The organism is Microbaculum marinum, assembly GCF_037855135.1.
In the GTDB taxonomy this organism is placed as follows: domain Bacteria; phylum Pseudomonadota; class Alphaproteobacteria; order Rhizobiales; family Tepidamorphaceae; genus Microbaculum; species Microbaculum marinum.
Map to the genome: position 1 here is coordinate 364,962 of NZ_JAZHOF010000001.1, position 19,518 is coordinate 384,479.

At 68.5% G+C, this 19,518-nt stretch carries 19 protein-coding genes; 11 read left to right on the top strand and 8 right to left on the bottom strand.

Features of this window, described 5'->3' with window-relative positions; translation table 11 throughout:
• Nucleotides 1-106 precede the first annotated feature (106 nt).
• The 3 genes from V3328_RS01680 (at nt 107) to V3328_RS01690 (ending at nt 4,086) form a co-directional block, all read left to right on the top strand.
• Entirely contained in the window at nt 107-1,267 is a 1,161-nt protein-coding gene (locus tag V3328_RS01680; RefSeq protein ID WP_340327905.1) for an acyl-CoA dehydrogenase family protein, read from the top strand.
• Between the two features lie 971 nt (nt 1,268-2,238).
• Entirely contained in the window at nt 2,239-3,021 is a 783-nt protein-coding gene (locus tag V3328_RS01685) for an enoyl-CoA hydratase-related protein (protein WP_340327906.1), read from the top strand.
• Between the two features lie 186 nt (nt 3,022-3,207).
• Complete coding sequence (locus V3328_RS01690) at nt 3,208-4,086, top strand: phosphatase PAP2 family protein (protein WP_340327907.1); 879 nt, start codon at nt 3,208-3,210, stop codon at nt 4,084-4,086.
• Nucleotides 4,087-4,146: 60 nt separating this feature from the next.
• Here the strand turns inward: V3328_RS01690 and V3328_RS01695 are convergent, their stop codons facing one another.
• A complete protein-coding gene (locus tag V3328_RS01695) occupies nt 4,147-4,719 on the bottom strand; it encodes a GNAT family N-acetyltransferase (RefSeq protein WP_340327908.1) in 573 nt (190 codons plus the stop codon).
• A gap of 272 nt (nt 4,720-4,991) precedes the next feature.
• On the opposite strand from V3328_RS01695, the gene V3328_RS01700 reads away from it, so the two are divergent.
• The 5 genes from V3328_RS01700 (at nt 4,992) to V3328_RS01720 (ending at nt 9,090) form a co-directional block, all read left to right on the top strand.
• Nucleotides 4,992-6,491, top strand: coding sequence for a CoA-acylating methylmalonate-semialdehyde dehydrogenase (locus V3328_RS01700; protein WP_340327909.1), 1,500 nt, complete (start codon nt 4,992-4,994; stop codon nt 6,489-6,491).
• Between the two features lie 74 nt (nt 6,492-6,565).
• Nucleotides 6,566-6,751 carry a hypothetical protein gene (locus V3328_RS01705; RefSeq protein WP_340327910.1) on the top strand — a complete coding sequence of 62 codons (186 nt, stop codon included), beginning with the start codon at nt 6,566-6,568 and terminating at the stop codon, nt 6,749-6,751.
• A gap of 163 nt (nt 6,752-6,914) precedes the next feature.
• On the top strand, nt 6,915-7,532 hold the full coding sequence (locus tag V3328_RS01710; protein ID WP_340327911.1) for an AprI/Inh family metalloprotease inhibitor: 618 nt from the start codon (nt 6,915-6,917) through the stop codon (nt 7,530-7,532).
• 231 nt (nt 7,533-7,763) lie between these two features.
• Nucleotides 7,764-8,291 (top strand): AprI/Inh family metalloprotease inhibitor, encoded by a 528-nt coding sequence (locus tag V3328_RS01715; protein WP_340327912.1) that lies wholly within the window; start codon nt 7,764-7,766, stop codon nt 8,289-8,291.
• Nucleotides 8,292-8,457: 166 nt separating this feature from the next.
• Nucleotides 8,458-9,090, top strand: coding sequence for a glutathione S-transferase family protein (locus V3328_RS01720; RefSeq protein ID WP_340327913.1), 633 nt, complete (start codon nt 8,458-8,460; stop codon nt 9,088-9,090).
• A 226-nt stretch (nt 9,091-9,316) separates the two neighbouring features.
• Here the strand turns inward: V3328_RS01720 and V3328_RS01725 are convergent, their stop codons facing one another.
• From V3328_RS01725 to sdhC, 5 genes are read right to left on the bottom strand one after another with little or no spacing between them, the layout of a single operon-like run.
• Nucleotides 9,317-10,096, bottom strand: a complete 780-nt coding sequence (locus V3328_RS01725; RefSeq protein WP_340327914.1) for a succinate dehydrogenase iron-sulfur subunit — start codon at nt 10,094-10,096, stop codon at nt 9,317-9,319.
• Between the two features lie 38 nt (nt 10,097-10,134).
• Nucleotides 10,135-10,992: an FkbM family methyltransferase gene (locus V3328_RS01730; protein ID WP_340327915.1), complete on the bottom strand. Its 858-nt coding sequence runs from the start codon at nt 10,990-10,992 to the stop codon at nt 10,135-10,137.
• Between the two features lie 23 nt (nt 10,993-11,015).
• Nucleotides 11,016-12,866, bottom strand: a complete 1,851-nt coding sequence (gene sdhA, locus V3328_RS01735; RefSeq protein ID WP_340327916.1) for a succinate dehydrogenase flavoprotein subunit — start codon at nt 12,864-12,866, stop codon at nt 11,016-11,018.
• Between the two features lies 1 nt (nt 12,867).
• Nucleotides 12,868-13,242: a succinate dehydrogenase, hydrophobic membrane anchor protein gene (sdhD, locus tag V3328_RS01740; RefSeq protein ID WP_340327917.1), complete on the bottom strand. Its 375-nt coding sequence runs from the start codon at nt 13,240-13,242 to the stop codon at nt 12,868-12,870.
• Between the two features lie 12 nt (nt 13,243-13,254).
• Nucleotides 13,255-13,653 carry a succinate dehydrogenase, cytochrome b556 subunit gene (gene sdhC, locus V3328_RS01745; RefSeq protein WP_340327918.1) on the bottom strand — a complete coding sequence of 133 codons (399 nt, stop codon included), beginning with the start codon at nt 13,651-13,653 and terminating at the stop codon, nt 13,255-13,257.
• Between the two features lie 244 nt (nt 13,654-13,897).
• Between sdhC and V3328_RS01750 the strand changes: the two genes are divergently transcribed.
• A complete protein-coding gene (locus V3328_RS01750) occupies nt 13,898-15,247 on the top strand; it encodes a mechanosensitive ion channel domain-containing protein (protein WP_340327919.1) in 1,350 nt (449 codons plus the stop codon).
• A gap of 107 nt (nt 15,248-15,354) precedes the next feature.
• Here V3328_RS01750 and V3328_RS01755 read toward each other — a convergent pair whose 3' ends face one another.
• Nucleotides 15,355-16,407 carry a MaoC family dehydratase gene (locus V3328_RS01755; RefSeq protein ID WP_340328256.1) on the bottom strand — a complete coding sequence of 351 codons (1,053 nt, stop codon included), beginning with the start codon at nt 16,405-16,407 and terminating at the stop codon, nt 15,355-15,357.
• Nucleotides 16,408-16,418: 11 nt separating this feature from the next.
• Nucleotides 16,419-17,300: an HpcH/HpaI aldolase/citrate lyase family protein gene (locus tag V3328_RS01760; RefSeq protein WP_340327920.1), complete on the bottom strand. Its 882-nt coding sequence runs from the start codon at nt 17,298-17,300 to the stop codon at nt 16,419-16,421.
• Between the two features lie 159 nt (nt 17,301-17,459).
• Here V3328_RS01760 and V3328_RS01765 point away from each other — a divergent pair, with 159 nt between their 5' ends.
• Together V3328_RS01765 and V3328_RS01770 are read left to right on the top strand one after the other, a co-directional pair.
• Nucleotides 17,460-18,629, top strand: coding sequence for an NAD(P)/FAD-dependent oxidoreductase (locus V3328_RS01765; RefSeq protein ID WP_340327921.1), 1,170 nt, complete (start codon nt 17,460-17,462; stop codon nt 18,627-18,629).
• Between the two features lie 25 nt (nt 18,630-18,654).
• Complete coding sequence (locus V3328_RS01770; RefSeq protein ID WP_340327922.1) at nt 18,655-19,503, top strand: bifunctional hydroxymethylpyrimidine kinase/phosphomethylpyrimidine kinase; 849 nt, start codon at nt 18,655-18,657, stop codon at nt 19,501-19,503.
• Nucleotides 19,504-19,518: the final 15 nt, after the last annotated feature.

The following is a 19,518-nucleotide window of genomic DNA, read 5'->3' on the forward strand; positions in this document are numbered from 1 at the left end:
GCCGTCATGAGGAGGAGCCTTGCGCAAGCAAGGCGTCTCGAACCACGAGGGCGGGCCGGGGTCCAGGCGCCGACATCTTCATCGAACCACATTCAAGCCGGCTCCCATGAACTTCGCGCTGTCCCCCGAACAGGAGATGATCGTCGAGACCGTCCGCGGCTTCGTCGAGACCGAGCTCTATCCGCTCGAGGACGAGGTCGAGCGGCGCGGCGAGGTGCCGCCCGAAATGGGCCGCATGATCCAGGACAAGGTCAGGGCGCTCGGCTTCTACGCGCCGAACGTGCCGGAGGAATTCGGCGGCGGCGGCCTCGACACGCTGACCTTCACGCTGCTGGAGCGCGAACTCGGCCGCGTCTCGATGGCGCTGAGCGTGTTCTGGGGCAGGCCCTCCAACATCCTGTGCGCCTGCAACGACGAGCAGCGCGAGCGCTACCTGCTGCCCGCCGTGCGTGGCGACAGGATCGACTGCCTGGCGATCACCGAGCCCGACGCCGGCTCCGACGTGCGCGGCATGAAGACGTTCGCCCGGCGCGACGGCGACGACTGGGTGATCAGCGGCACCAAGCACTTCATCTCCCATGCCGACGTCGCCGACTTCGCTATCGTCTTCGTCGCCACCGGCGAGACCGAGACGGCGCGGGGCAAGCGCAAGGAACTGACCTGCTTCCTGGTCGACCGGGGCACGCCGGGCTTCGAGATCAGGAAGGGCTACACGTCGGTGTCCCATCGCGGCTACCACAACTGCATCCTGTCCTTCGACGACTGCCGGGTCTCCTCCGCGCAGGTGCTCGGCGAGGTCGGCGCCGGCATGGAGGTGATGAACGAATGGCTGTTCGCCACCCGCCTCACGGTTGCCGCCTTCTGCGTCGGCCGGGCGCGGCGGGTGCTCGACCTGGCCGTCGACTGGGCCGCCAGCCGCACCCAGTTCGGCCAACGCATCGGCGACTTCCAGGGCACCGGATTCAAGCTCGCCGACATGGTGACCGAGATCGACGCCGCCGACTGGCTGACGCTGGCCGCCGCCTGGAAGGTCGACCAGGGCGGCGACGCTAACCGGGAGATCGCCTCCGCCAAGCTCTATTCGACCGAGATGCTCGCCCGGGTCACCGACCAGACGCTGCAGATCTACGGCGGCATGGGGCTGATGGACGAACTGCCGATCGAACGCTTCTGGCGCGACGCCCGCGTCGAGCGCATCTGGGACGGCACCAGCGAGATCCAGCGCCACATCATCGCCCGCACCCTGCTGCGCGACGCGGGACGGTAGACCGATGCGCGGCAGGCCCCCAGCCCGTCCTCCCGGCCCGACAGGGCGGAACCGTCACCCCTCCTCGCGCCCCTCCCACGTCATCCCGGCCGGAGGCGCAGCCGGAGAGCCGGGATCGCCAGGCGCCGTAGCGCTGCGGATCGGGGCGATCCCGGATCAGCCTTGCGGCTGTCCGGGATGACGACGGAGGCGTCGTTGGTTCGGGGAAACAGCGCACCTTGTTGCAGACAGTCATGCCCGGACTTGTTCCGGGCATCCATACCCGCCGACGCCTGCGTTCATGGATTGCCGGCACGAGCCCGGCAATGGCACGATTGGGCGAGGTTGCCGGGCGATCGGCCAGGGCGGGAACCGTCACCCCGCCTCGCGCTCCCTCCCACGTCATCCCGGCCGGAGGCGCAGCCGGAGAGCCGGGATCGCCAGGATCCGCAGCGCTGCGAGTCGCGGCGATCCCGGATCAGCCTTGCGGCTGTCCGGGATGACGTCGGAGCGGTTGTTGGTTCGGGAAAACAGCGAACCTTGTTGCAGACCGTCAAGCCCGGATGCCTTCCGGGCGTCCATACCCACCGACGCCTGCGTTCATGGATTGCCGGCACGAGCCCGGCAATGGCATGATTGGGCGAGGTTGCCGGGCGATCGGCCTGGGCGGAACCGTCACCCCTCCTCGCGCCCCTCCCACGTCATCCCGGCCGGAGGCGCAGCCGGAGAGCCGGGATCGCCAGGCGCCGTAGCGCTGCGGATCGGGGCGATCCCGGATCAGCCTTGCGGCTGTCCGGGATGACGACGGAGGGGTTGTTGGTTCGGGGAAACAGCGCACCTTGTTGCAGACAGTCATGCCCGGACTTGTTCCGGGCATCCATATCCACCGATGCCTGCTCTCGGGGATCGCCGCGACACGCCCGGCGATGACACCGGAGTGAGGCGAGACCGCGGGATATGAACCGCGGCGATCGCGAACCAGGGAACCCACCATGACCGACGCCCTCAAAGTCACCCGCGACGGCCCCGTCCTCGAGGTCGTCATCGACCGGCCCAAGGCCAATGCCATCGACGCGGCGACGAGCCGCGCGATGGGCGGGGTCTTCGCCTCCTTCCGCGACGACCCGGAGCTTCTGGTGGCGATCTTCAGCGGGGCCGGCGAGCGGTTCTTCTCGGCCGGCTGGGACCTCAAGTCCGCCGCGGAGGGGGAAAGCGCCGATGCCGACTACGGCGTCGGCGGGTTCGGCGGCTTCCCCGGCCTGCCGGACCTCAACAAGCCGGTCATCACCGCGATCAACGGCCTCGCCGTCGGCGGCGGCTTCGAGATCGCCATGGCCGGCGACCTGATCGTCTGCGCCGAGCATGCCCGGATGTGGCTGTCGGAGACCCGCCTCGGCCTCGTCGCCGACACCGCCTCGTTCCGGCTGCCGAAGCTGATTCCGCGGGCGCTGGCGATGGAGCTGCTGCTGACCGGCCGCGAGCTCCTCCCGGACGAGGCCAGGGCGATCGGTCTCGTCAACCGGGTCGTGCCGGCGGCGCGGCTGATGGAGGAGGCCCGCGCCATGGCGGCCGAGATCGCCAGGGGGGCGCCGCTGGCGGTGGCCGCCACCAAGGAGATCGTCCGCATGACCGAGACCATGCGGATCGAGGACTGCTATCCGGCGATGGCGGCACGGCAGTTCCCGACCTACGAGAGGCTGCTCGCCAGCGACGACGTCAAGGAGGGCGCGAAGGCTTTCGTCGAGGGCCGCGATCCCGTCTGGACGGGTCGCTGAACGTCCGGCCCGTTCGCCCCCGGTTGCCGATTGCCCACTGCTGGAGAGGCGATATCGTGGGGTCGCCGGCGCTTCGGCCGGAAAACGACGTCCGCCGTCCGGGATTTTCTGATATCGACTGGCATTCAAGTCCGCCCGGATCCCCGCCCACGACCAGCCCCCGCAAGAAGTCCGATGTCCGACCTGATGCCCCTTTCGAATAGCGGTGCGCTCGTGTTCGTCGCCGCCGCCCTGGCCTTTTTCGTGCTGCTGTGGGGGATAATCCGCGGCCTGTACGAAAAGAGCGGGGTGATCGGCCGGGTCGGTTCGCATGTGCGCGGCTATTACGAGGCGCCGACGAGCAGGAGGTGGCGCGGCGCGCTGGAATCCCGGTTCCCGCGCGGCTGGCCGTTCGTCGAGAACCGCTTCGATCCGGGCCGCTTCAGGGGGCTTCCGTTGACGCTCCTCCTGCTGGCGGCGGCCTACGTGGCGTTCCTGTTCGTCGGCCTCGTCGAGGAAGTGATGGAATCGGAGGAAATCGACGCGATCGACGATTTCATCGTCGCCGCCGTGGTCCCGCTGCGTAACCCGATCCTCGTGCAGGCGTTCACCAAGCTGACCGTATTCGCCTCGATGGAGACGCTCACGGCTGTGGCGATCGTTTCGACCGCGTTCCTGTGGGCGCGCGGTCCGCTCTGGGGCATTCCCGCCCTGTGGGTATGTGTGCTCGGCTCGCAGGTGACGACCTGGTCCGGCAAGTTCCTGATCAACCGCACCCGGCCCGACTTCATCCTCGACGTCTCGGCGGCCTCGCCGTCCTTTCCCTCGGGCCACGCGACCGGCGCGATGGCCGTCTACGGCATCATCGCCTACGTGGTCTCCCGCGATCTTGCGTCACATCGCCGCCGGCTGGACGTCATCTACTGGACGGCGGTGCTGATCCTTCTGCTGGCCTTCAGCCGGGTCTATCTCTCCGTCCATTTTCCAAGCGATATCGGCGCCGGCCTGCTGGTCGGCGGCTTCTGGGTGCTGGCGGGCATCGTCGTGGCCGAGACCCTGCGCGACCGCGAAGACGTGCCGACCTGAAACGGAAGCGGCGGACCGCCGGCCCGCCGCTTCGTCGTCCCGGGCGGCCGGACGCGGAACCTACTCGGCCGCCTCGATCCTTGGTCTGTCGAACAGCACGTTCAGGACGCCCTGACCTTCGTCCATCGCCTCTCGCCACAGCGAGATCGGCGTCGGGATCGGCGGATTGATCGTGCCGAACACGTCGCCCTCCTGCCACTGCAGTTTGGCGCCGTGCTTCGAGGCGACACGCTGCATCCGCACGTTTTCCGGCAGGCAGGTCATGATGAGCCTGCTCTTGCCGCGATTTCGCGCCGCCCGCATGACGCGGCCCAACAGGGCGGTCCCGACGCCGGCGTCCTGCCAGTCGTCCTCCACGCTGAAGGCGACCTCGGCGGTCGCCTCGAAGGCCCCGCCGACAGGATGCATCTCGGCGGCGGCGCGAATGGGGCCCTCATCGAAAAGACCGTAGACGACGGCCGCACCGGCAAAGACGCGCGCCGCGTGCTGCTCGATGAACAGGTCCGACACGCCGCCGCCGAACCGGCTGCGCCGGCCCTTCGGTGACAATCTCAGGAGGTGATCGCGGAAAACCTGCCGCTCCGAGCCACCGACCCTCCGGATGACGCCCCCCTTCAAACCCGACTGCGACATGTGAGTCTCCTGAAGTTGGACTATCCGACTGCCGGTAGATGGTGCAGTGCAATACGGTTTTTCAAGGGCGGATGGTGCGCTGCACAATAAAGCGGCCGCTGACTCGGCGGCATCAGGGGAATGCCACACCGGCCGGCAAAAGATGCGAACGGATGGCTTGCCGCGGAGCGGTCGCGGCGATACCAAGCTCCGAGCAAAGCACGGCGCTGGCGGTCGCGGCCTTTCGGCGGACGCCGTTGCGCCATCGGGCAAACGCTTCACGGGAGTCAGGGATGACGCGCAGGATCGGCCATTTCGTAGGCGGCAAGGTGGTCGAGGGATCGAGCGGCCGCTTCGGCGATGTTTTCGACCCGAACACGGGCGAGGTTCAGGCGGAGGTCGCGCTTGCATCGAAGTCGGAGGTCGAAGCGGCGATCGCCAACGCCGCGGAAGCCCAGGCGGCCTGGGCCGCCGAGAACCCGCAGAAGCGGGCCCGTGTCCTGTTCAGGTTCCTGCAGCTCGCCCAGGCCGAGATGGACAGCCTCGCCGCACTGCTGTCGTCGGAGCACGGCAAGACCGTTCCCGATGCCAAGGGCGACATCCAGCGCGGCCTCGAGGTGGTCGAGTTCGCCTGCGGCATTCCGCATCTTCTGAAGGGCGAGTTCACCGAGAGCGCCGGGCCCGGGATCGACATGTACTCGATGCGCCAGCCGCTCGGCGTCGTCGCCGGCATCACGCCGTTCAATTTCCCGGCGATGATCCCGCTGTGGAAGTGCGCTCCGGCGATCGCCTGCGGCAATGCCTTCATCCTGAAGCCGTCGGAGCGCGATCCCTCCGTCCCCATGCGCATCGCCGAACTGTTCCGCGAGGCGGGGCTGCCTGACGGCATCCTCAACGTCGTCAACGGCGACAAGGAGGCCGTCGATGCGATCCTGACCGATCCGCGGATCATGGCGATCGGCTTCGTCGGGTCGAGCTCGATCGCCGAGTACATCTATTCCACCGGCACCGCGCACGGCAAACGGGTCCAGTGCTTCGGCGGCGCCAAGAACCACATGATCGTGATGCCCGACGCCGACATGGACCAGGCGGTCGACGCGCTGATCGGCGCCGGCTACGGCTCGGCCGGCGAGCGCTGCATGGCGATCTCGGTCGCCGTCCCGGTCGGCAGGGAAGCCGCCGAGACGCTGATGGGCAAGCTGATCCCGCGCGTCGAGAACCTGAAGATCGGCCTGTCCAGCGATGCCGGCTCCGACTACGGCCCGCTGGTGACGAAGCAGGCGCTGGAGCGGGTCCGCAGCTATGTCGAGCTCGGGGTGAAGGAGGGCGCCAAACTGGCCGTCGACGGCCGCGACTTCGCCATGCAGGGCTACGAGAACGGCTTCTTCATGGGCGGCTGCCTGTTCGACGAGGTGACCCCCGACATGACGATCTACAAGGAGGAGATCTTCGGGCCGGTGCTGTCGGTTGTCCGCGCCAGGGACTACGACGAGGCGCTGTCGCTTCCCTCGTCGCACGAGTACGGCAACGGCGTCGCCATCTTCACCCGCGACGGCGATGCGGCGCGCGACTTCGCCTCCAAGGTCAATGTCGGCATGGTCGGCATCAACGTGCCGATCCCGGTGCCGCTCGCCTACCACACCTTCGGCGGCTGGAAGCGGTCGGGCTTCGGCGATCTCAACCAGCACGGCCCGGATTCGGTGCGCTTCTACACCAAGACCAAGACGGTCACCTCGCGCTGGCCGTCCGGCATCAAGGACGGAGCGGAGTTCTCGATCCCGACGATGCGGTAGGGTCGTGGCGTTGCCGGATCGGCCGGAGAGTCCGGTTCGGGTGCGAATTGAAGTTCAGCTACGGGGACGTGCATATGACTGACCATGTTGTTTCCAGGGCGGTGCTGCTCGGCACCAGCCTTCTCGTTCTGGCCGCGTGCAGCAACACCGGCCCGACCGCCGGTCCGCCGCCGACCATTCCCGATGCGCAGCAGGAACTGGAATCGCTGCCGGGCGGACTGGGGGCGGATGACGAAACCCCCGACGCGCCGCCGGACTAGGCAAATCGCGACTGCCGGGCAACACGGCCTCCCTTCCTGCCCACCGGCGGCTCCGGGGGGACGCGTTAAGGCGGCGTTCACGGTCGGGTCCGACCCGCGGTTGAGCTTGCCGGTCCGGGCATGTAGGACTCTTCCATTGCGCGTTGGCCATGGGGGATTTCCGATGAAGACGTTTCTGTCGCTTGCTCTGATCTTGCCGGCGGGGCTCATGCTGGCGTCCTGCCAGAGCGATCCGAACTACGCGACCGGCCCGATGGTGGCGCCCGTCATGGCCCCGACGGTCATGCCGACGACGTCGAAGCCGAGCGGAACGCTCTATTCCAAGACGAAGTCGTCGACATGGACGAGTCCGAGCGGCAACAGCTCGGTGACCAAGACGCGCTCGACCTCGGCCAGCGTCTCCGTCGATCCGAACGCGGCCCTGCAGACCCTTGCCGCCCTCGGCGTCGCCGCCTCGGTGCCGCAGCCGGGAATGATACCGGGTCCGGTGCCGGGGGCCCCGGCCGGCCTGTTCGGCAAGTGGCAGCTCACCGACGGCGACAACTACCGGTCCTGCTCGATCGACCTGAAGAGCGACGAGAGCTTCGGGTCCTACCGGGCGTGGACCAGCGGCTGCTTCACCACCGATCTCTTCCAGGTCGGCAAGTGGCAGCAGCGCGGCTACGAGGTCGTTCTGCTCGACTTCTCCGGGAAGCCGCAGGCGAGCCTGCGGCCGACCGCGCCGAACCGCCTCGACGGCTACATCGTCGCCGACGGCCAGCCGATCAGCATGTGGCGGTAGAGCGAGCGGCTGCGCGGCCATGGCGCGGCGTTATGGGGATGTTTACCCGCGGCGCTCACCATGACCGGAACCGGGTTTGCGGGGCGCAGGTTTTCGGGGCGTAGGTTTTGGGCGCAGGCGGGGTTGCCACAGCGGTGCCCCGTTTGTTCTGTCAGACTTGTGGCCGTTCACGGTGCCCTGTAGGGTCGCGACCCCGAAGCACACGCGAAACACACGCGGCGGATTTTGCTCATGACATCAAGAATAAGCCCCGCCATCGGGGTCCTGCTCATCACACTGCCGCTGGTCGCGGCCTGCAGCAGCAACTCCTCGCGGGTGCGCCCGCTGCCGCCGGCGCCGACCGGTCCGGTGGTCAGCCAGCCGCTGCCGACGACGCCGCAGCCCACGACGCCCGATCCGAACGCTCCGCCGCCGGTCGAGGCCCAGGCGCCGTTGCCCGAGGAGCAGCAGGTCGCTGCCGTGCCGCCGGCCCAAGACAAGCCCACCCAGGAAGGCGTCCTCGGCCAGTGGGCCCTCTCGAGCCCCGCCGATTCCTGCCAGCTCTTCGTGACGCTGACCGGCTGGACGGGCGGCTACCGCGCCTCGACGCGCGGCTGCGGCTCGCCGGAGCTGAAGAGCGTCGGCGCCTGGAACATCGAGGGCGACCTGGTCGTGCTGAAGGACAATGACGGCAATGCCGTCGCCCGTCTCGCCAAGACCGGCGCCACCCAGTACAACGGGCGGCTCGATCTCGGCGGCACCGTCTCCATGAGCCGCTGACCGGGTGTCCTGCGCGCGCAGGTCGCTGCGCGTGGCGGCAGGCCGTGACCGGACGTCGGACGCCGGCTTCCCGTGATTTCCGTGTGGTCCGGGGTCGGGCGTTCGTCTCCTGGGCTGCTGCAGACAGTGCAACGAACGTCCAGTCGACCAGCTAGCGGAGGTCCCGATGGCCGAATATCACCTCTACTGCTTCGCCCAGTCGGGCAACGCCTACAAGACCGCGCTGATGCTGGAGACGACCGGCTGCGACTGGGGGTCGCGCTTCGTCGACTTCTTCAACGGCGAGACGCGCACGCCGGAGTACCGCCGCATCAACGTGATGGGCGAGGTGCCGGTGCTGGTGCACGGCGAGACGACGCTCAGCCAGTCCGGCGTCATCCTCGACTATCTCGCCGAGAAGACCGGCAGGCACGGCTGGAAGAACGACGCCGAGCGGCGCGAGATCCTGCGCTGGTTCCTGTTCGACAACCACAAGCTGACCAGCTACACGGCGACCTACCGTTTCCTGCGGGCCCTGTCCAAGGATCCCAATCCCACCGTGCTCGAGTTCTTCGGCGCCCGCATGCGCGGCGCCTTCTCGGTGCTCGCCGCCCATCTCGCCGATCGCGACTGGGTGGTCGGCAACCGCGCGACGATCGCCGACCTGTCGCTGTGCGGCTACCTGTTCTACGACGACGAGATCGGCGTCAACTTCGAGGAAAGCTATCCGGCCATCCACCATTGGCTGAACCGCATCAAGGCCCTGCCGGGCTGGAAGCATCCCTACGAGCTGATGCCGGGCCACCCGCTGCCGAGCTGAGTAGGCCAGGCCGGCGCTCGCGTCCGACACCGGGCACCAGCCCTCGTGGTTCGAGACGCGGACATGCGTCCGATCCTCACCATGAGGGCTTCGTTGGTTTCGGGGCGCTACAGCGAAACTTGAGCCTCATGATGAGGAGGGCTCGTCAGGGCCCGTCTCGAACCACGAGGCGCCGGCGCAAGCGGTTGCCCGCGGAGAAACAGCGCCTCCGGGGTACGGCGCCTTCCTACATCCGCCGTTCGACCATCAGCTTCTTGACCTCGGCGATCGCCCTGGCCGGGTTGAGGTGCTTGGGGCAGGTCTGCGCGCAGTTCATTATGGTGTGGCAGCGGTACAGCCGGAACGGGTCCTCGAGATGGTCGAGCCGCTCGCCGGTCGCCTCGTCGCGGCTGTCGTTGAGCCAGCGGTAGGCCTGCAGCAGCACGGCCGGGCCGAGGTAGCGCTCGCCGTTCCACCAGTAGGACGGGCACGAGGTCGAGCAGCAGGCGCATAGGATGCATTCGTAGAGGCCGTCGAGCTTCTCGCGGTCCTCGTGGCTCTGGCGCCATTCCTTCTCGGGCTGCGGCGTCGACGTCTTCAGCCACGGCTCGATCGAGCGCAGCTGCGCGTAGAACGTCGTGAGGTCCGGCACCAGGTCCTTGACCACCGGCAGGTGCGGCAGCGGATAGACCTTCACCGTGCCCTTGATCTCGTCCATGCCCTTGGTGCAGGCCAGCGTGTTCATCCCGTCGATGTTCATCGCGCAGGAGCCGCAGACGCCCTCGCGGCAGGAGCGGCGCAGCGTCAGCGTCGGGTCGATGTTGTTCTTGATCCACAACAGCGCGTCCAGCACCATCGGCCCGCAGTCATCGAGATCGACGTGGTAGGTGTCGATCTGCGGGTTCCGGTCGTCGTCCGGGCTCCAGCGGTAGACGCGGTATTCGCGCACGTTGGATGCGCCCTGGGGCCGGTCCCAGACCTTGCCTTCCTTGATGGTGGAATTCTTGGGAAGCGTCAGCTGGACCATGTCAGCTCCTGTCGGCCTTTCGGTTCCATTCTCGGCGTCTACTGGATTCGGGTTCGCGACAGCACGGCGTTGGCCGCGGTGGCGGCGACCTGCTCATAGCCCCGCGCCGCCAGGGCGGCAAGGCAGTCGCCGCGCCAGCGATCGGCGACGTCGGTCTCGACGACCACGGCGCGCGGCAGCAGCGTATCGGGCGCAGCCTCGAGGAACGGCACCAGCGCCCGGTCCTCGTATCCCTCGATGTCGATCTTCAGCACGTCGATCGAGGAGATGGCGCTCTCGCCCACGATATCGAGGAGCGGCCGCACCGGCACCTCGTAGCTGCGGTCGGGGCGGAACGCGACGTCCTCGATCAGCGACGACTGGCCGACATTGCCGCCGCCGCTGTCGTGCAGGCGCGCGGTGGCGTCCCCGTCGCCGGCCGCGGCGCGGACGATCGCGACATTGCCGAGCCCGTTGGCGGAGACATTGAAGGCGAGCCGCCGCGCGGTTTCGGGATGCGGCTCCAAGGCGAGCACCCGTCCGCCCGGTCCGACCCTGCGGGCCGCCCAGATCGCATAGACGCCGACATTGGCGCCGACGTCGACGAAGGTCCCGCCATTCTCGAGATACGGCGCGACCGCGTTCCGCTCGTCGCGGTCGGGCAGCCGCCCGCGGGCGACCGCCACACGGTCGGAATGGTTGTCGGCGGGATAGGCGCGCAGGCGAACGCTCTCGGCCTCGACATCGAACGGGCCCGGCGCGATGCGGCCGACGAGGGTGCGCAAGCGTGCCCGCGTCAGCGGCCGGATCCGGCGCGAATCGGCGAGCCGCCACAGCGCCACGTGAAACGGCCGCGGCCGCCTGGCGCCGTATCCGCAGTCGTCCTGCCGCCCTGCCGCCGGCGTGCCGATCGCCACCGCGGTCGCTGTCCGGCCGTGCGTCAATACACCCGCACCTTCGGTTCGATGTACTGGATGTCGTTGGACATCGTGTAGGAGTGGACCGGCCGGTAGTCGATGCGGACCTCGCGGGTGGCGTTGTCGGCCCAGGCCAGCGTGTGCTTCATCCAGTCCTGGTCGTCGCGGTCGGGATAGTCCTCGCGGGCATGCGCGCCGCGGCTTTCGGTGCGGTTGACGGCGCCTTCCATGGTGACGACGGCGAGCGCGATCAGGTTGTCGTATTCGAGCGTCTCGACCAGGTCGGTGTTCCAGACCAGCGAGCGGTCGGTGACATGGATGCTGTCCTCGGCCCTCCAGACGTCGTGGATCAGGTCCTTGCCTTCCGACAGCACCTCGCCGGTGCGGAACACGGCGCAGTTCGACTGCATCGTCTTCTGCATCCTCAGCCGCAGCTGCGCGGTCGGCGTGTCGCCGTCGGCGAAGCGGAAGCGGTCGAGCCGTTCCAGCGAGTTCTGGCCGGCGTCGCGGGGCAGGTCGGCATGCTTCTCGCCGGGCTGGATCGTCTCGGCGCAGCGCATGCCCGCTGCACGGCCGAACACCACCAGGTCGATCAGCGAGTTGGAACCCAGGCGGTTGGCGCCGTGCACCGACACGCAGGCGGCCTCGCCGATCGCCATCAGGCCGGGGACGATCGCGTCGGGGTCGTCGCCGCGCTTGGTCAGCACCTCGCCGTGGTAGTTCGTCGGGATGCCGCCCATGTTGTAGTGCACGGTCGGCAGCACCGGGATCGGCTCCTTGGTGACGTCGACGCCGGCGAAGATGCGCGCCGATTCGGAGATGCCCGGCAGCCGCTCGGCAAGGATCTTCGGATCGAGGTGGTCGAGGTGCAGGAAGATGTGGTCCTGCTCCTTGCCGACGCCGCGGCCCTCGCGGATCTCCACCGTCATGGCGCGCGACACGACGTCGCGCGAGGCCAGGTCCTTGGCGTGGGGCGCGTAGCGCTCCATGAAGCGCTCGCCCTCGGAGTTGGTCAGGTAGCCGCCTTCGCCGCGCGAACCCTCGGTGATCAGGCAGCCGGCCCCGTAGATGCCGGTCGGGTGGAACTGCACGAATTCCATGTCCTGCAGCGGCAGCCCGGCCCGCAGCACCATGGCGTTGCCGTCGCCGGTCTGGGTGTGGGCGCCGGTGCACGACAGGTAGGCGCGGCCGTAGCCGCCGGTCGCCAGGATCGTGCGGTGGGCGCGGAAGCGGTGCAGCGTGCCGTCTTCCAGGCACAGCGCCACGACGCCGCGGCAGGCGCCGTCCTCCATGATCAGGTCGATGGCGAAGTACTCGATGAAGAACTCGGTGGCGTGCTTCAGCGACTGGCCGTACAGCGTGTGCAGCATGGCGTGGCCGGTGCGGTCGGCCGCCGCGCAGGTGCGCTGGGCGGTGCCCTCGCCGTAGTTGGTGGTCATGCCCCCGAACGGCCGCTGGTAGATGCGGCCGTCCTCGGTCCGCGAGAACGGCAGGCCGTAGTGCTCGAGCTCGTAGACGGCCGCCGGCGCGTGCCGGCACAGATACTCGATGGCGTCCTGGTCGCCGAGCCAGTCGGAGCCCTTGACGGTGTCGTACATGTGCCAGCGCCAGTCGTCCGGCCCCATGTTGCCGAGCGAGGCGGCGATGCCGCCCTGGGCGGCGACGGTATGGCTGCGGGTCGGGAACACCTTGGTGACGCAGGCCGTCTTCAGGCCGGCTTCCGCCGCACCGAGCGCGGCGCGCAGGCCGGCCCCGCCGGCGCCCACCACGACCACGTCGAAGGTATGGTCGGTGAAGGGATATTCGCGGCCGTTGATGTTGGGCACGGCGCCTATGCCGCCGTTGCTCTGCGGGGTCTCACCGTTCTGTGCCATGTCAGCCTCCGAAGGCGAGCTTGAGGATCGCGAAGGCCGAGGCGAGCCCGACGATCACGCAGAAGAAGGTGTTGGCCATCACCAGCAGCATCTTGGTGAACTCGGTGTGGACGTAGTCCTCGATGATCACCTGCATGCCGATCTTCATATGGGTCACCACCGACGCGATGGCGAGCAGCAGGATGATGGCTATCGCCGGCGAGGCGAGCGTCGCCGTGACGGTCTCATAGTCGTTGCCGGCCAGCACGATGATCAGGAAGATGAAGAAGATCGTCAGCGGAATGTTGGCGACGGCGGTGAGCCGCTGGCGCCAGAAATGGTCGGTGCCTTCCTTGGCCGAACCGAGGCCGCGGACGCGGCCGAGCGGGGTGCGCATGTCCGCCTCTCCTCACATTGCCAGGTAGCCGATGATCCAGAGCAGGATCGTCAGCGTCACCGAGCCGATGATCGCGCCCCATGCCATCGCGTCGGCCGTCTTCAGGTCGAACCCGTGTCCGGTGTCCCAGATCAGGTAGCGCAGGCCGCTGAGCAGGTGGTGGACCAGCGTCCAGGTGAACCCGAACAGCACGATCTGTCCGATGATCGAGCCGAACAGCCCGTTGACGAACGCGAAGCTGTCCGGTCCGCTGGCGGCGGCGACCAGCCACCAGGCCAGCAGCGCCATGCCGAAATAGAGACCTGCGCCGGTGATCCGGTGCACGATCGACATGACCATCGTCACGATCGGCCGGAAAACCTGCAAATGCGGGGATAGGGGCCGATTGGCCCCTGTTTTGACGTCTGCCATGGCTGTCCGCTTCGGTAGGCCGGGGGATCTAACCGAATCTCCGGCGGGTGTTGCCTTCGCCTATGAGGTTCTATAGCGCAGCCCCGCGCCATGCAATGCATGGAAGCCATGTCATTGAGCGCAACGGGAAACCTGCCGCCCCGCCGGACCCGCCCGGCCGGACCCGCCCGGTTTTCCGTTGCGCCGCCGCGGCGAAGACCGTTCGATGGGCGAAGCCCTTTCACTTGTCGCTTTGAGGTCGACCATGCGCCAGTTGGCATTCGCAACCGTCCTGCTGCTCGCCGCAGTCCTTGCGGCCGCGACCGGCGGCGGCCTGTCGGCGGCGCGCGCCCAGTCCGACGGCCCGGTCGCCCAGCCCGACCGCGAGATTTCGGCGGAAAAGGATCCGCAGGCGGACCGGGCGCTGCAGAGCCGGCTGAACGCCCTGTTCGACGAGGTGGAGGGCCTGTCCGGGGTGTTCGCGCTGGTGCGCGACGGCGTCGTGCGCCTGAACGGGGTCGTCGCCGAGCCGGCCCTGTCGCGGGCCGCCGAGTCGCTTGCCGCCAGGGTCGAGGGCGTCGTCCTCGTCGAGAACCGGATCGAGATGGACACCGACATCGCCAACCGGTTCGAGCCGCTGATGAAGCGGATGCTGAAGGATCTGCAGGACGTCGTGCTGTTCCTGCCGGTCTTCGCGGTGGCGCTGGTCGTGGTCTTCCTGTTCTGGGCGGTGGCGCAGATCGTCATTCGCCTGTCGGGGCCGCTGTTGCGCAGGACCCCCAACGAATTCGTCCAGAACATCGTCAAGACGGTGATCCGGGTGGTCATCGTCGGCGTCGGCGTGCTGGTGGCGCTGGAGGCGATGGACGCCCGGGAGCTGGCGACGTCGATCCTCGGCGCCGCCGGCCTCGTCGGCCTTGCGGTCGGCTTCGCGGTGAAGGACACCATCGAGAATTACCTGGCCAGCATACTGCTCTCCATCCGCCAGCCGTTCAGCCCGCACGAGGTCGTCAACATCGACGGCCAGGAGGGGATGGTGGCCCGCCTCACCTCGCGCACCACGGTGCTGATCAACTACGACGGCAACCACGTCCGGATTCCCAACGCCACCGTGTTCAAGGCGACGATCATCAACTACTCGCGCGAGCCCAAGCGCCGGTTCGATTTCCGGCTCGGCGTCGACCCCGGCTGCGACATCGACGTGGCCCGGGCGCTGGTGGTGGAGACCCTCCGGGGGTTCGATGCGGTGCTCGACGATCCCGGCCCGATGGTCACCATCGACGAGCTGGGCGACTGGGCGGTGATCCTCTGGGTCGCGGCCTGGATCGACCAGCGCACCACCGACCTGCAGAAGGCGAAGAGCGAATCGCTGCGGCTGATCAAGATTGCCTTCGACGACGCCGGCATCGCCATGCCGAACCCGACCTATCGGATCCTCACCGGGGAGGAACCGGCGTCGCAGGCCCCCTCGCGCCAGCCCAGGCCGGCAAGGACCGCAGCCGGCCCGGCGGCCGCCGACACGTCCGTCGAGCGCGTCATGGACGAGGCCGTCCAGCGCGACCGAGAGAACGCCCAGTCGCCCGACCTGCTGCAGACGGATGCCGAAAAGGAGTGAACTCCAAGGGGAGTTGTCGGCGGTATGGCCGAATGCGATCCGATCCGCTTCAGCCGTCATGCCCGGCCTTGTGCCGGGCATCCACGTCTTTGCGGCGCAGCCGCCGCCTACCGCGGCATCAGCGCCCAGTAGTCGAGGTCGAGGATCACCGCCGGGTCGTAGCGGTTGTCCGCATCGACGAGCGGGAAATCGGCGCAGGACCTGTCCTTCGTCGCCACCGTCCGCAGCCGCAGGGCGCCGACGTCGTCGCGGCCGGGCAGCTCGGCCCGGTCGACGACCTCCGACCAGGCGTAGACGGTCTCGCCCGCAAACAGCGGCGCGACGTGGCGGCCGCCGTTGATGGCGGCGATGTGGAAGGCGTTGGCGAGGCCGTTGAAGGACAATGCCCGGGCGAGGCTGATGACGTGGCCGCCGTAGATCAGCCGCCGGCCGAAGCGGCCCTGCCCCTCGGTATGCTGGTTGAAGTGCACCTTGGCGGTATTCTGGAAGAGCCGCGTCGCGATCTGGTGTTCGGCCTCCTCCACGGTCATGCCGTCGACATGGTCGATGCGCTCGCCGACGGCGTAGTCCGACCAGAGGTAGGGGCTTCCGGCCAGGTGCCGGTTCCAGTGGTCGAGGCTGAGATACGGGGCGGCATCGCCGAGCGTGTCCGGTGCCAGCGCCGACGGCACTTCCGGGACGTGCGGGGCGGGCGCCGGCGCGCTCTCGTCGCGCTTCCTCACCATCACCCAGCGGACGTAGTCGAGCACCTCGGTGCCGTTCTGGTTGAACCCTTGCGTGCGCACGTAGACGACGCCGGTCCTGCCGTTCGAGTTCTCCTTGACGCCGATCACCTCGGAGACCGCAGACAGCGTGTCGCCGGGATAGACCGCGTGCAGGAACCGGCAGCCCGCGTAGCCCAGATTGGCGACCGCGTTGAGCGAGATGTCGGCGACCGTCTTGCCGAACACGATGTGGAAGACGAGCAGGTCGTCGACCGGGGCGTGCGGGTAGCCGACCGCCCTGGCGAAGGCGTCCGACGACTGCACCGCAAAGCGCGACCCGTAGAGCGCCGTGTAGAGCGCCACGTCGCCTGCCGTCACCGTGCGCGGGGTGGCGTGAACGATGGTCTCGCCGACCGTGAAGTCCTCGAAGAAGCGGCCGTGGGTGGTCTTGGTTATGGATGCGTCGCTCATTCGCTCGTTCCCCCGATCGCTTCGGCCAGCGCCACCGTGCGCTTGGCCATTTCCGCGTGCAGCAGTTCGACCATGCGGCCGTCGAGCGAGATCGCACCCTTGCCGCGGTTCTCCGGCTGCTCGAACGCGGCGATGATCCTGCGGGCCTGCTCGACCTCGGCGTCGGCGGGGGCGAAGACCTCGTTGGCGGCGGCGACCTGGGCGGGGTGGATCAGCGTCTTGCCGTCCATGCCGAGGTCGCGCGCCTCGATGCATTCGGCCCGGAAGCCCTCCTCGTCGCGGAAGTCGTTGTAGACGCCGTCGATGATGTCGAGCCCATGGGCGCGGGCGGCCAGCACCGAGGTGACGAGCCACGGCAGCATCGGCGCGCGGCCGGGCACGAAGCGGGCGCGGGTCTCCTTGGCGAGATCGTTGGTGCCCATGACGAAGCAGGCCAGCGGGGCATGCGAATGGGCCGCGCAGCCGGCGATCTCCCGGATGTTGAGCAGGGCCAGCGGCGTTTCGACCATCGCCCACAGCGCGATCGTCCGGCCCGCCTCCTCGACCCTGCGGGAGACCGCCTCGAGGTCGGCGGCGCGGCTCGCCTTCGGCACCAGGATCGCGTTGGGTCCGGCGTCGATTGCGGCGGCGAGGTCGGCATGGCCCCATTCGGTGTCGAGCGCGTTGATGCGGATCACCAGTTCGCGGCCGCCGTAGCCGCCGGCCGCCACCGCCGCGGCGACCTGGTCGCGGGCCTCCGCCTTCACGTCGGGCGCGACCGCATCCTCGAGATCGAGGATCAGGGCGTCGGCCGGGAGCGTCCTGGCCTTCTCCAGCGCCCGGGCATTGGAGCCCGGCATGTAGAGAACGCTGCGGCGCGGGCGGATCGTCTTCGACATCGGCTGTCCTGTCTGGCTGTCAGGTCGGTGGCACATCCACGGCATGGCGACGGCACGGCGACGGCATGCCGACGACACGCTGATGGCAGTGTTGCGGCGCAACCTAGCCCGGACTTTCAGGATGTGCCAGTTTCCCGTCGCACCGAAGGAGGGACAGTCGTGGCAGAGACCTACGATGTGGTGATCGTCGGCGGCGGCGCCGTCGGCAGCGCGGTTGCGTGGTTTCTCAAGGGCGAGCTCGGATTCGCCGGATCGGTCGCCGTGATCGAGCGCGACCCGACCTATGCGCAGGCCGCCACCACCCTGTCGGCGGCCTCCATCCGGCAGCAGTTCTCGACGCCTCAGAACATCCGCATGTCGCAGTTCGGTCTCGAATTCCTCAAGGGAATCAAGGGCCGCTTCGGCGAGGACGCGGACGTCGCCTTCCGTGAGGGCGGCTATCTGCTGCTGGCGCCAGAGAGCGGCCGGGCGGTGCTGGAGGCCAATCACAGGGTCCAGCGCGGCGAGGGCGCCGACGTCGCGCTGCTCGGCCCGGACGAACTCGCGAAACGCTTTCCCTGGATCTCCACGGCGGGGGTTGCGCTCGGCTCGCTCGGCCTGTCGGGCGAGGGCTGGTTCGACGCCCACGCGCTGCTGCACCTGATGCGGCGCGGCGCCCGCCGGACCGGCGTCGACTACATCGAGGGAGAGGTCGCCGCGATCGATCGGACAAACGGCCCGGTCGACGCGGTCCGTCTGCTGGACGGGCGTGAACTTGCCTGCTGCCTCCTCGTCAATGCAGCCGGCCCGCAGGCGGGACGCGTCGGGCGGCTGGCCGGCATCGACCTGCCCGTGGGGCCCCGCAAACGCTCGGTCTTCGTGTTCCGCTGCCGCGAAGACGTGGGCCCGATGCCGCTGATGGTCGATACCTCCGGCCTGTGGGTACGGCCGGAGGGCGACGTCTACATCACCGGCATCTCGCCACCAGTGGCCGATGATCCGGAGACCGACGGACTCGACGTCGACTACGACCTGTTCGACGAGATCCTCTGGCCGGCGCTGGCCCATCGCGTGCCGGCCTTCGAGGCGATCCGAATGGAACGCGCCTGGGCCGGTCACTACGACTACAATTCGCTCGACCAGAACGCGGTGATCGGTTTCCATCCCGAGATCGCCAACCTGATCTTCGCAAACGGGTTTTCCGGGCACGGGCTGCAGCAGGCGCCGGCGGCCGGACGCGCCGTCGCGGAACTCGTGCTGCACGGCCGCTACCGGACGCTCGATCTTTCGGTTTTCAGCTACGATCGAATTGCCGCTCGCCGGCCGGTGCGCGAACTCGCCGTAATCTGAACCGGATATCGATGAAGGAGTACCGATGCCGACGATCCTGACCGTCTCCTCGTGGGTCGCGCGCGGGCACGTGGGAAATTCCGCAACGACCTTTCCGCTGATGCGGCGCGGCCTCGACGTGGTGGCGCTGCCGACCGTGATCCTCGCCCATCATCCCGGCCACAAGCGCGACGTCGCCCGGGCCGAGACGCCGGATCTGCTGGCGATGGGACAGGACATCCTCGGCTCGCCGGCGCCGCATCCCGTCGACGGCGTGCTGGTCGGCTACGTCGCGGTTCCCCCCCAGGCGATGGCGATCACCGGCCTGATCGCCGAGGCGCGGGCCTACCGGGAGGGGATTCCGATGCTGCTCGACCCGGTCTCGGGCGACGGCGGCAAGCTCTATGTCGACAAGCTGATCGTCGACGAGATCAGGGCGAACCTGTTGCCGATGGCCGACGTGGTCACCCCCAACGTCACCGAACTGGCGGCGCTCGCCGCGCCCAGGCGCATCCGCCGCGCGCCGAAACTGACCGAGGACGAGATCGTCGCGATGGCCCGCTCGCTCGGCGTCCCGACGGTGATCGTCACGTCGGCGCCCGCGAGCGCGAAGGACAGGATCGCGAACATCGTCATCACCGACGAACTGGCGGTCCGCGTGGAGACGCCGCGGCTCGAGGTCCACGTGCAGGGGACCGGAGACCTGCTTGCCGGCCTGATCCTCGGCGAGATCGTCTCCGGCTCCGATATCGTGCCCGCGGTGGCCACCGCATCGGCCATCGTGCACGATCTCCTCGCCGTCACCGCGAAGGCCGGCAGCGACGAACTGGCTCTGGTCGCAGGCCAGAAGGCGATCGCCGAGCCAAAAGGCGTCGCGGAGGTGTCGATGCTGTAACCGCTGCGAGAGAGC

Coding starts and splice junctions, on each gene's coding strand:
- V3328_RS01680 (WP_340327905.1), top strand. CDS start 107: ATGAACTTCGCGCTGTCCCCCGAACAGGAGATGATCGTCGAGACCGTC.
- V3328_RS01685 (WP_340327906.1), top strand. CDS start 2,239: ATGACCGACGCCCTCAAAGTCACCCGCGACGGCCCCGTCCTCGAGGTC.
- V3328_RS01690 (WP_340327907.1), top strand. CDS start 3,208: ATGCCCCTTTCGAATAGCGGTGCGCTCGTGTTCGTCGCCGCCGCCCTG.
- V3328_RS01695 (WP_340327908.1), bottom strand. CDS start 4,719: ATGTCGCAGTCGGGTTTGAAGGGGGGCGTCATCCGGAGGGTCGGTGGC.
- V3328_RS01700 (WP_340327909.1), top strand. CDS start 4,992: ATGACGCGCAGGATCGGCCATTTCGTAGGCGGCAAGGTGGTCGAGGGA.
- V3328_RS01705 (WP_340327910.1), top strand. CDS start 6,566: ATGACTGACCATGTTGTTTCCAGGGCGGTGCTGCTCGGCACCAGCCTT.
- V3328_RS01710 (WP_340327911.1), top strand. CDS start 6,915: ATGAAGACGTTTCTGTCGCTTGCTCTGATCTTGCCGGCGGGGCTCATG.
- V3328_RS01715 (WP_340327912.1), top strand. CDS start 7,764: ATGACATCAAGAATAAGCCCCGCCATCGGGGTCCTGCTCATCACACTG.
- V3328_RS01720 (WP_340327913.1), top strand. CDS start 8,458: ATGGCCGAATATCACCTCTACTGCTTCGCCCAGTCGGGCAACGCCTAC.
- V3328_RS01725 (WP_340327914.1), bottom strand. CDS start 10,096: ATGGTCCAGCTGACGCTTCCCAAGAATTCCACCATCAAGGAAGGCAAG.
- sdhA (WP_340327916.1), bottom strand. CDS start 12,866: ATGGCACAGAACGGTGAGACCCCGCAGAGCAACGGCGGCATAGGCGCC.
- sdhD (WP_340327917.1), bottom strand. CDS start 13,242: ATGCGCACCCCGCTCGGCCGCGTCCGCGGCCTCGGTTCGGCCAAGGAA.
- sdhC (WP_340327918.1), bottom strand. CDS start 13,653: ATGGCAGACGTCAAAACAGGGGCCAATCGGCCCCTATCCCCGCATTTG.
- V3328_RS01750 (WP_340327919.1), top strand. CDS start 13,898: ATGCGCCAGTTGGCATTCGCAACCGTCCTGCTGCTCGCCGCAGTCCTT.
- V3328_RS01760 (WP_340327920.1), bottom strand. CDS start 17,300: ATGTCGAAGACGATCCGCCCGCGCCGCAGCGTTCTCTACATGCCGGGC.
- V3328_RS01770 (WP_340327922.1), top strand. CDS start 18,655: ATGCCGACGATCCTGACCGTCTCCTCGTGGGTCGCGCGCGGGCACGTG.